Source organism: Pseudoalteromonas rubra (assembly GCF_004212645.1).
GTDB classification, from domain to species: domain Bacteria; phylum Pseudomonadota; class Gammaproteobacteria; order Enterobacterales; family Alteromonadaceae; genus Pseudoalteromonas; species Pseudoalteromonas rubra_G.
On sequence record NZ_PPUZ01000019.1, the window covers coordinates 1 to 12,554 of the forward strand.

Here is a 12,554-nt window from a genome sequence, read left to right on the forward strand (position 1 = left end):
TTCAAATAACTGGTGAATGCAACGGCTGGAGTCATAGTCAAGACGCTGCTGCTCCCCTGCTGTGAGCAATTGCTGACGCTCAGACTCACACAAGGCCGGGATATCTCGCAAAGGCAAGTTCTTTTCACCTTGTGCACTCACCTGGCACAACAAAGCTGCAAAGTTCTGATTTAATCGGGTAATAAAAGCGTGAGAAAAAATACTGCTATCGTACATCCAGTCCAGTTCAATACCGGCATCACTGATGTTGATGTGTGTATCAATATCGAATCTGGCCACGACCCGCTCCACACCATATGGGGCCAGTGTCAGCCCGTCAGAAGCCAGCGCAGAAGCCAGCATGTCGCGGCTCTGATTAATGCCAAATTCACTGGCGGTGGTGAGCGTTATCTGACACAAAGGTGCATATTGTGTGCTACGAGGAATATTAAGATGCTCGACCAGCTGATCAAACTGTACTTGCTGATGCTGTTGAGCCGCCAGGTGCACCTCTTTCACATGCGCCACCAATTCATACAAGTCCTGCTGGCTGGTATCTACACGCAGCGGCAGCGTATTCACAAAAAAGCCGATCAATTCGTCCAGTTGCGGCGACACCCGGTTCGCAACGGGTGTGCCAATAACAATATCTGCGCTATTACTGTAGCGACTCAGCAGTAGTGATAATAACGCATGCATCAGCATAAATGGCGTAACCTGAAGGCGCAGCGCCAGGGCCAATAAAGGCTGTGCAATCTCACTGCCCAGCTGACCATGAACATGACCACCAGCATGTTGCTTAGTCGCCGGACGCGTCTGGCATAAAGGCAGGTCATGGACCAGCGGCGCATCCGCCAGCTGCTGCTGCCAGTAAGACAAAGCGTCACTCAGCGCGCCGTTTTCTGCGCGTTGTTGCTGCCACAAAGCAAAGTCTCCATACTGAATTTCCAGCGGAGCAAGCTGAGCTGGCTGGTCGGCGTTAAGCTGCGCATATAACGTCACAAATTCACGCATCAGAATTTGCTGTGACCAGCCGTCGGAGGCAATATGATGCGTGTTGAATAACAGAATACCGTTTTCGCGCTCAGTGGCAGGGGCTTTAAAATAGTCAACACGGAGCATCAGATCTGTGCTCAGGTCAAAACACTTTGCTGATTCAGCAGCGATAATCTTTGTTATCTCGGACTGCCAATCGTCCAGCGTGGTTAGATCATGGACCTGGACATGACATGGCCGACTCGCATTCACTTGCTGATAGGCGCCTATGTCATCCTGATGATAAGTCGTGCGTAATATTTCATGTCTTGCAACTATGGTGCTCAGAACCGTTTCAATCTTTGCCAGGTTGGGCTGTCCGCTCACCGTAAACGCCAGTGGTTGATTATACTCGGCTGACCCTTGTTTCAGGCTGTCGATAAACCACAGTCTTTGCTGCGCATTCGATAAGGGCAGTCGCGTTTTATCAGCAGACCTCAATGGAATATCGAGATCGTTGTACTGGTTTGCCAAAAACGCGATGATGTCCGCTTTATGGGCCTGAATTTGCTTTTTCAGCGCCTCAGGAAAAGGCGCTGCAGATTTTTGTTTAAAGCCCAGCTTGCCCGCTTCGGTAAACAGTAAAATATCACTGGCAATCGCTTCATCAATAATTTGCTTGGCTATCATAACCACCCCTCCGCTTCTGTGGCTTTTTCTTCCAGCGTCTCTTTGGCTTGCTTTTCAGTCACTTTGTCCTGAACAAACTGCGCCAGATCACGCACCACCACGCGATTAAAGACTTCGTTAAATGCAAGCGAAATGCCCCACTGCTTTTTCAGGCTGCCCAGCATTTTTATCAATAGGATTGAGTTCCCGCCGAGCTTAAAGAAGTGACCATCACGGCCAATTTCATTCTCTTGTAATGATAAAATATCGGCCCAGAGTTGATTAATGTGGGCTTCCATATCGGTTTCTGGTGCCACATAGACTGCATTTTGCGCCGTTGTCGCCAACCGCTTTAACTGTTCAGTATCGAGCTTGCCATTTACCGTCAGGGGCCACTGCTCAATCATCTGATAATCTGCCGGGATCATGTATTGAGGCAACTGCTCACCCAGAGCTTGTATCAGGCCCTCCGTCATGGCCGTCTCTCCCTGCTGGTTCACCAGCAGTCTTCCTTCAGAGGTCAGTTGAATAAAGGCCACCAGTCGCATCTGTGCTTGCTGCTCAACCAATAGAACTTCAGCCTGTGCCACTAAGCCCTGCTCGGCAATTTGGCGTTTTACTTCTTCCAACTCAATGCGATATCCATTGAGCTTAACCTGCTCATCAATGCGGCCCACAAAGGTCATTTCCGAGTTGTTGAGGGTGCGGACTAAATCACCGGTTTTGTATAATTTGCGATAACAGCCAGGCTGCCCGCTCTGGTAAGCCGGATTATCAATAAAGCGCTCGGCACTTAGCTGTGGACGATTAAGATATCCGCGCGCCACGCCTGGGCCGGTCAGGTAAAGCTCGCCAATGGCGTAAGGCGGTACTGGCTGACCTTGCTCATCAAGTACTATGCCCTGCATATTCGCTATCGGGGAGCCAATTGAAATAGGTACCTGATGGTGAGCCTCAATACACTTCCAGTGACTGCCGACGGTCGTTTCTGTAGGTCCGTATTCATTCACAAACACCGTATTGGGCAGGTAGTTGCGTAGCTGCGCAATGGTATCTAAATTGAGCTGCTCTCCACCGAGTACAATGACATGCTTGTGGGTATTTTGTTGTGTAATTCTGTCAGCGATCAGCTGCAGGTGCGCCGGTGTGAGCTTAAATAGCAACGCCGATTGCGCCGTCTCTAGTGCCAGCACCACCTGCTCGCACGCGGTGTCCTGATCACAGGTCAGGTTAACCACCCCCCCTCTGAGTAAGGGCGTAAATAAGCTCGTTACGGTCGCATCAAAACTCAAAGAGGTGCTGACGACAGCGTCGGTCACTTTCGCTGGCAACTGCATGTTCAGATGTGTCAGATAGTGACTGAGGTTAGCGTGTTCTATCATCACCCCTTTGGGCTTGCCGGTGGTCCCTGAGGTATAAATCACATAAGCCAAACTGTCTGCGGCAGGTGTTATTTGCTGAGCGCCACACACAACACTATTTGCAGCTTCGCACTGCATCATATCCAGATAGGGCACCGCACTTTGTGAGGCCGCGCTCTGCAAGGCACCCGTACTTGCGCTACCTAGCACTGCAATGGCGCCGCTGTCTTGCAGCATATACTGGATCCGCTGCTGCGGATGTGTCGGGTCAACCGGCAGGTAAGCACAACCTGCTTTAAAGATAGCCAAAATGGCAACCACAGTATCGACTGTACGACGGGCTTCAATGGCAATGATTTTGTCATGACCACAATAGTCATGGGCTATCAGCCAGTCAGCCAGTTTGCTGGCGCGCTTTTGCAGCGCCGCATAGCTCAGGCTTTGCTGCTGGTGCTGCACAGCAATATGTTCAGGCGTTTGCTGAGCAAATAATGACACTTGCTCAAGCACCGAGTTGACCGCAGGTGATGAAGCCTTGATGGCCGGTGTCAGCTCATTGCCTGCCATGCTCGCATAGGCTGATTGCAAAGTGCTGTCCGTGGCTTTTAGGGAATGGCTCAAATAAGTCAATACGCTACACAGGTCCTCCGCCAGCTGGGCAACATGCTGCTCAGTGAACAAACCTTTATCGTAAGCCCAATAACAGTTCACCCCGGTGTCGGTCATTTTCAGCGCCAGATCTAGGTCATATTTAATCGTCACGGCATTGTGTGTCAGTGGCTCAATTTTGAGGCCTGGCAAACTGGCAGTGCCACTTTGCTGATAATCATTGTCGGTGTCGACTATGATTTGAAATAAGGGTGTCTGGCCTGGTGTACGGGTGGGCGTTAATGCCTGAACCAGAGCTTCAAACGGCACTTCCTGATTCAACTGAGCATCAATATGTACCTGCCTGACATGGTGTAAGTATTCAGCCAAAGATGCCTGATCCGTGTTGACACGATAGACCAGGGTGTTAACGAAGAACCCGATCAGCTTGTGCAATTGTGGGTTCTGGCGATTGGCCTGCGGGCTGCCGATGACAATATCGTGACTGTCACTGTGACGAGAAAACACCAGTGCCAGTGCCGCATGCAGCAACATAAAGGTGGTCATATCAAAGCGGCTTGCCAGCGCCTGTAAGCCTTGTTTTACTGTGTCCGGCAGCACTCTTTCCAGTAGGCCCCCTTGCCCGCGAGCCTCGCTGTCACGTGCGCCATCCAGGGGCAGGCTATGCGTGTGTGGCAGGCCGTCCAGTTGTGTGCGCCAGTAGTCTAACTGCTGGGCCGATTTCTGTGTGCTATGTCTATGCTGCCAGTGCGCGAAGTCGGCGTACTGGATCTCAAGCGCATTCAGCTGAGCAACTTCCCCTTTACTCAGACTCTCATAGAGGGTTGTAAATTCATTGACTAATAGCGCCATGGACCAGCCGTCTGTCGCGATATGATGAAGCGTTAACAACAATAAGGTCACAGGCTCCGAGCCCCCCGTCAGGGCAATCGCACGGCAACGGATCGGCAACTCGCGTTGTAAATCAAACCCGCGCAGTGCCTCCTCATTGACGAGCTGGTGTGTTTTAGCATCGTCTAACTGCTGAGCAGGCAGCGTGTCACGGCTGATACTCAAATGGGCGTCGTGATGGATCACCTGACTTAGTGTTTCCTGGGTGTCGATTGTATAGGTGGTTTTGAGGATTAAGTGGCGGTCCATAATACAATTGAGCGCCTGCTCTGCGACTGCAATATCAAATTCACCAGTGATTTTTAAGTTGACCGGCACATTGTAGTTGGCCTGCTTGTCACTTTGCTCTGAAAACCACAACGCCTGCTGGGAAAATGACAGGGGCATTGTCTCTGTTGGAGGTTGCGCGGTGATTTGAACCGCATCGGTCTGTGTATTGGACAGTGCCAAATAGTAATCCTTCAGCTGAGTTTTATGCGCGATGATCTGCTCACGCAAGTCTGCTGAGATCACTTTGGGTAGCTTAACGACCAGGTTATTGTCTTTGATTTTTAGTTTCACGCCAGCTGCAATGAGCTGATCGACTAATGCTGTTATTTTCACTTCGCTATTCCTGACTAAATGCGGTTGATTACGGCTAAGGTGGATACAGAATCACAGTTGAGAAAAACTGATTGGATCGCCAAAACACACCAGGATTTTTCTGGCTCCCCGATATGGGTTTCGGGCATGTGCTTTTAGAATATTATCGACTAGCATGACATCACCTTGCTGCCAGTCGAACTGTTGTTGATTCGCCTGATAGACTTTTAGTATCTGTGCCATCGTCTGATCGGGGATACGGTCGCCATTACCAAAATAACAGTTGCGCGGGTAATCGGCCTCGTCGTCGAACATAATGGCCAAATTCTCTCTCAGATCTTCGTTTAAACAACTGAAATGCCAATGTTGTGCCTGGGTTATCCAACAAGGTGCCTGAGTGGCAGGATGGATAACCACAGCCGGACGAATTGCGCGAGTCGTTAGTTGCTCACCACGCCATTCAAATTCCAGCGCCTGCTCGCGACATTTGGCCTCGACCTCAGCTTTGTTATCCGTCTGGAAAATGGTTTTCCAGCCCAGGCCAACAAAATCATCCGCCTGGTAGTTGCGCACGTACATAACCTGTTTATCGATAAACTCCTGAACTAATTCTGCGGGTAACTGGGACAGTACCGTTCTGGCATCGGCTATTGGTGTTTGTCCGCCGCTCAGCGCAGGCTGCTCGCAGGCAAAAATTGCACGGCCGGGAAAGCGTTGATTAAAGGTATTTTCATTATGCCAAAGAAGGAATTCGGACTCTGAGTATTCAACCGGCCTTTGTACATGGCCATTGGTACTTGCCGGACGATGCTCTGTATTATTGGTCAGCACCTGTGTCATAAAACGGGCTGCCAGTTGTTCAACCTGAGCGGGTGAGCCAAAGTGACCACCACGGAGCAATACCGCCCCGGCATCTGCCAGGTGCTGCTCAATTGTATCTTGCAAGGCAACGACCTGCTCGTACGGTGTACTCCCTTGGTGTAACTGTATCACTACCGGACTGTGTGCTTGCTCGTTCAGTTTTGTGACCTCGCTCAGAGTAGTAGTCAAAGCCATACGGGTTCCTTTTTGTCATTATCAGTCGGTGCCCCATACCCCTCATGGGACACCGACAAGTCAATTTAAAGTACGAGTAGTTCCCCCTCATACTCATCATCATCGTCTTGTTCCATCCACAGTAAGTGCTCAATGAGCTTAGCCATACTCTGAATGTCTGAACTTTGGTATAACTCCCGCAGTTGCAGGGCTGCACCAAATTCACTGCGCAATTTATTAAGTAGTAACATCAGCGATAAGGAGTTACCTCCGAGCGAGAAAAAGCTCTCAACAACACTGATATGTTCTGCCGACGTTTGTAAAACCTCAGACCAGACCTGCACCAAACGCATTTCTGTCTCAGTCGCTGGTTGCACCGTCACCGCGGCAAGTTCAGTTGCCATGGGCGCTGGTAAAGCTTTTTTATCCAGTTTACCGTTTGCCGACAACGGCCAGTCTGTCATCACCAGGTACTGACTCGGCAACATGTACTCAGGCAAATGGCCTGCCAGACTGCGCTTAATAGCCGCCAGCTTGCGCTCATTGTCCTGCTGGTGTGACTCACTCGATGCAAATTGGATCTCATGCGTGAGATCAAATTTGACATACGCCACCAACTGTCGCTGCCCCGCCAGTTCTTTCGCCTGTACCACCGCAGAGTCCACTTCTGGCAGTTGCAGCAGCTGACTCTCAATATCACCCACTTCAATTCTGAAGCCTCGGATCTTGATTTGCTCGTCAACCCGTCCGCAATACTCGAGATAATCTTCGCCGATATATCGAGCCAAGTCACCTGTCTTATACATCAGGTTATATTGTGAATTTTCCGCTTCAAAAGGATTGACAAAAAAACTCTCTTGAGTTAGTTCATCTCTATTTAAATACCCCTTAGAAACACTCGGGCCAGCAATATATAACTCGCCCATTGCGCCTTTGGGAACCAGACCTAACTCCCTGTTTAATATGTACAACTTAGTATTTGGTAGCGGTTTACCTATGGGCATAGTGGCACCAATTTGGTCGCGCTGAGCTGTGATATTCAGTGCAACAGCGCCGACCGTGGCTTCTGTTGGTCCGTAATGATTGTAAATCACACTGTTTGGAAATTTGGCCTGCAGTTGATCATATAGCTCCAGCGGGAAGGCTTCTCCTCCGATAACAAAAGTGTGATTCAACGAACACACCTCATCACCCATAAATGCCACCAGAGCTTTACCATGATGCGGCGTCATGCGTAGTAAATAAGGCTGCACTTGTAATTCGTGCTTCATGCTTTCAAAGCGCGCGTCTCCAGCCAAAATATTGACCGATGCGCCGCTGATCAGAGGCAGGAATAAACTGGGTACACTGATATCAAACGCATATGACGTGATCAGCAATGATGACAGTGACTGTTCATAATACCCTAGCTGTACAGACTGTAAGTAATCACACACATTGGAATGACGTAACTGTACCCCTTTTGGTTTACCGGTTGTGCCCGAAGTGTAAATCACATAGGCCAGATCGCTGGCACTCACTGATTGCTGCGGATTATCCCGCTTAGCCTGCCCACTCAACTGGGCCTCCAGTGCTGAGACTTCAAGGTGTGTGCAGTCTGACGGTAAGGTAGTCATCCGCTCAGAGTCAGTAAACACCACTTGCAGTTGCGCATCCTCGATGATCTGCTGATTGCGATGCAAGGTGTTGTGGTGATCAAATGGCACATAGGCAGCTCCGGCTTTAAGTACTGCCAACATTGTCACCAAAATATACTCCGAGCGCTCAACACAGATACCGACGCGCTGTCCCGGCGCAATGCCATAATGGTCAATCAGATGGTGCGCAAACTGGTTGCTCAGTGCGTTCAGTGTTTCATAGCTCATCTCACGCTGTGGTCCCGTCAGGGCAATCGCCTGTGGCTGCGTTTGTGCCTGTTGTTCAAACAAAGTATGGATGCACAGCTGTGTATCATAGTCTTGCTCTGTTTGATTCAGTGACACCAGCAGCTCATGCTGCTCTGCCTGAGACAGCATATTAATAGTGCCGGGCACCTGACGTAATACATCCTCAGGCTGAGAGCCTGTCAGGGTAGTAAGTAACTCACTCAGGTGACGGTTCAGGGTCTCGATGCGCGCTGCATTGAACAGTGCTGTGTCATAGGTCCAGCAGATGTCGACGCCGCTATCATTGAGTGCGATGTGAACATCCAGGTCAAACTTGGCAACCACCGACTCTTCTGCCATAGGCGTCAACTGAGCGCCTCCCAGCGACAACGTCACATCATCCATCTCTGCATTCAGGCCATAGTCTGTCTGGGTACGTAACATGACCTGAAACAGTGGCGTATGTGCGGTGCTGCGGGGCACTTTAAGGTGCTCCACCAATTGCTCGAAGGGCACATCCTGGTTCGACTGAGCATCCAGGTGTACCGCTTTAACGTGTGCCAGATATTCAGCCATTGTAGCCTGAGCTGTATTAACGTTCAGGACTAAGGTATTAACAAAGAACCCTATCAATGGCTCCAGCTCAGCCTGCATTCGGTTTGCCACCGGGGTGCCAATCACAATGTCCGGTGTGTTGCTGTGTCTGGCTAACAGCAGTGACAACGCACCATGCAGCAACATAAACGGTGTCAGCCCCTGGGCTTTGGCAAGTGCACCCAGTCCCTCGGCAACTTCCTGGCTGAGCATGCCTTTCACCTGTGCCCCCTGATGTTGTTTTACTTCGGGACGCGGATGATCCAGTACCAGGCTGTGCACAGGTGGCACATCAGCCAATTGCTGCTGCCAGTAGCCCAGCTGTTGCTCAAGTAACGCATCCGTTAAGTACGCTCGCTGCCACTGTGCGTAATCTGCGTATTGCAGCGCCAGCGGCGCCAGCGGATTCCCCTCGCCCTGGCTGTATGCCTGATAGAGTGTAATAAATTCTTTGATCAACACCTGCATTGACCAGCCATCGGAGGCGATATGGTGCATGTTGAAAAGTAAGACTCCGCTGGTTTGCGACGTATGCAAGTAACCTGCACGCACCATCACATCCCGGGTCAGATTAAACGGCTGACTCAATTGTGCGGTCATCGCAGCGGCAATGGCCTGTTGCTGCTGCACCTCACTGAGCATGCGCACATCCTCATAACTGAGAGTAAACGGCACATTTTGACGGATCACCTGCTCAGCGCCGTATTCACCATCTCGGTATACCGTTCTGAGCACTTCATGTCTATCAATAATGGTTTGCAGCGCCGCCTCTACGACTGCCAGCTCAAGGTCGCCTTGTACCTCAAAAGCTGCCGGCATATTATACTGCGCAGAGTCGCTGTGTAGCTGATCAATAAACCATAAACGCTGCTGAGCAAAGGACTGAGGCAGTACACTGTGAAGGCCCAACGGTTCATCTTCGCGCGTCACTCTGGGAAGCGCTTGAACGCCCTGGCGGACTGCCTGGCCGCGGCACGCTATTATGTGAGTCGCCTGCTCAGCGATTGTGGGGGCGCTGAACAGGGTTTTAACCGGTAACTCCACACCCAGTTTCGCACGCAGACCCGCAGCCAGTCTGACCGATAACAATGAGTGTCCGCCAAGATGGAAAAAGTTCGCCGAGGTACTGATGGCGTCAGGCGCCAGACCCAGCAGCTCTGCCCAGACCTCGCAAATGGCCTGCTCAGTCTCATTCGCGGGTGCCACATAGTCGCCCTGCAGCGCCTGAGGATCGGCCTCGGGAAGCGCTTTTTTGTTGATTTTACCATTGGCTGTCAGTGGCCAGTCAGCGATCACCACCGCCAGTTTTGGCACCATATAATCCGGCACCTGACTGGCCAGCTCGGTCAATGCACTCTGAGTAAACTCAGCATCTGGTACATCACTCAAGGCCTTCGCAGGTTGCAAATAAGCAACCAGGTAGGTGCCAGTGGCCCCCGTTTTGGCCACTACCAGCGCTGATTCAACGCCAGCTTGCAGGCTCAGTTGCTGGGCAATTTCACCCAACTCAACACGGAAGCCGCGGATCTTAATCTGATCATCCGTACGACCAATAAATACCAGGTTACCATCCGCCTGATAGCGCACCAGATCACCAGTCCGGTATAAGCGCTTAGAGCTGCCAGGTACACTGGCATCGTAGAATGGGTTGTCAATGAAGCGCTCAGCCGTCATCTGTGGCTGGTTCAGATAGCCGCGTGCGAGGCCATCACCACCTACATACAGTTCTCCTGCGCAGCCAAACGGTACCAGGCTCTGATGCTCATCCAAAATCAGGGTCTGCACATTGTACAATGGACGTCCGATATGAAGGCTGTTATCGGTAATTTCACCGACTGTAGCACATACGGATGTCTCCGACGGACCATAGGCATTAAAGAAGCGATAATGACGTCTCCAGCGCGCGACCACCTGCTCTTCACAGGCTTCACCCGCCACTATCAGACACTGTAGCGCTAAGTCCGTCTGCAGTGCCATGGTACTTAACAGGGCCGGTGGCAAGGTGGCATGCGTGATAGCTTGCTGTTTGAGCACCTCACCCAGCTTACCGCCTTCTGTACGTGCCTGTTCATCACAGATCACCAAGGTAGCACCGTTTAGTAAAGCCATAACCCAATCCCAGGTCGCCGCATCAAAGCTGATTGACGCAAATTGCAGTACCCGACTGGCAGGCGTTATATCGAACAGTACTTGCTGATTAGCGGCCAGATTCACTGCACCTTTGTGGCTCAGCCCCACGCCTTTTGGACGACCGGTTGAACCTGAGGTATAAATCACATACGCCAGTGAATGATTCGATTTAAGGATACCCAGCGGCTGCTCGCCTGACCTTTCAGTCTCTGACAGATTGCTGACATTGAGGTTGGCTATGTCTCTGCTGTGACAGAGCGCATCCGTCACTTCCACACCCCGGCCATAACTTAAGATCTGAGCCACTTTGGCATCATCAACCATATACTCGAGGCGTTCCATCGGATAATCCGGATCCAACGGCAGATACGCGCCACCCGCTTTAAGAATAGCCAGCATCGCCACTATCATTTCTGCCGAACGCGCCATACACAGGCCAATTATCGTATCGGGCACAATTTGATGATGCGCAACCAGATAGCTGGCAAGCTGCTCGGCACGCTCATTGAGGGCCTGATAGCTCAGCAGCGACTCACCGAATTGCAGTGCCGGCGCGTCGGGCTGGGCTGCCACATGACGCTCAAAAATGGTGTTAATACAGGCTTCGTCATCATAACTACGCTGTGTCTGATTACGCGTTACAACTAGCTCATGACTTTGTTGTTCACTCAGCATCGGCAGGCGCGCCACGGTTTGCTGCGCCATATCAGCCTGTGCCAGATTGGCCAGTGTATTGCCCAGGTGGCTTAACAGGCTGTCGATATACTGCGCACTAAACAGGTCGCTATCAAAATTGATTTTCAGCTTACCACCGAGCTCGCTCAGTGACATGAAAATATCCAGGTCAAACTTCACCGTCACCTGCGGATCTTCCAGCGGCTTCAGTTTTGCCTCTCCCAGTCGCGTCGTATCTATGTCAGGCGCGTCCAGACCATAGTCATTATCTGTCAGCAACATGATCTGAAACAGCGGACTGTGACTGGTGCTAGTGTCTATGTTCAGATGCTCAACCAGCTGCTCAAAAGGAATATCCTGATTGTCCTGTGCGGCAATGTGGGTCTGCTTAACATGTGCAAAAAACGCCTCAAGGGTTTTATCGCTGGTATCCAGTCTCAATACCAAAGAGTTGACAAAGAAGCCGATCAGTGACGCCAGATCCGCATGCTGGCGATTCGCCACCGGCGTGCCGATGACAATATCCTGACTGTTGCTGTGGCGCGAAAGCACAATCGCCAGAGCACCATGTAGCAACATAAACGGGGTGATCTCTAAACTGCTGGCCAGTTCAGTCAGGCGGCGACCCACCTCTTGAGACAAGGTCAATTCCAGTGATTCACCATGGTGGTTTTTTATCTCCCCACGGCGTCCCTGAAGCGGCAGGCTATGTACGGTTGGCACACCCTCTAATTGTTTTTTCCAGTAGTTGAGCTGACTGGCCCCCGTTTCTCCTGCCAGCCAGTCGCGCTGCCAGTGGGCATAGTCAGCATACTGAATGGGCAGTGGTGCCAGTTGTGCATGCTGGCCGCAAAGATGTGCACTATAGAGGGCAGTAAACTCTTTGACCAGTAGTTGCATCGACCAGCCGTCCGACACAATGTGAGGCATATTCAGTGCCAGCACCGCGCTTTGATCTGACAAGGTCAGATAGTGCGCCGACAACATCTGCCCCTCATCCAGCGCAAAGATGTGCTGGCCATGACTCGTGAGATGTTGGGCAACCGCTTCAGCCTGTGCCTCCCCCTGTAATGCGCTGAGATCGAACCGCTCAACCTGACAAGTATAGGGAGCCTCTGCCTGTTGATAGATCTCTCCCTGTATCTCTGAATATGAACTGCGCAGTACCTCGTGACGTGCAATGATGGTA

Annotated in this window: 4 protein-coding genes; all 4 read right to left on the reverse strand. The window is 51.2% G+C overall.

What is annotated here, in order from left to right:
* Positions 1-1,644, reverse strand: a 1,644-nt coding sequence (locus C3B51_RS07355) for a condensation domain-containing protein (protein ID WP_240701866.1), incomplete at its 3' end; no start/stop codon positions are given.
* The gene (locus C3B51_RS07360) at positions 1,641-5,087 is read right to left on the reverse strand and encodes a non-ribosomal peptide synthetase (protein ID WP_130244642.1); all 3,447 of its coding nucleotides are present in this window, start codon (positions 5,085-5,087) and stop codon (positions 1,641-1,643) included. The genes C3B51_RS07360 and C3B51_RS07355, both read right to left, overlap by 4 nt.
* A 51-nt stretch (positions 5,088-5,138) precedes the next feature.
* Entirely contained in the window at positions 5,139-6,122 is a 984-nt protein-coding gene (locus tag C3B51_RS07365; protein ID WP_125722119.1) for a TauD/TfdA family dioxygenase, read from the reverse strand.
* A 65-nt stretch (positions 6,123-6,187) separates the two neighbouring features.
* A partial coding sequence (locus C3B51_RS07370) for a non-ribosomal peptide synthetase (protein ID WP_130244643.1) occupies positions 6,188-12,554 on the reverse strand: 6,367 nt, incomplete at its 5' end.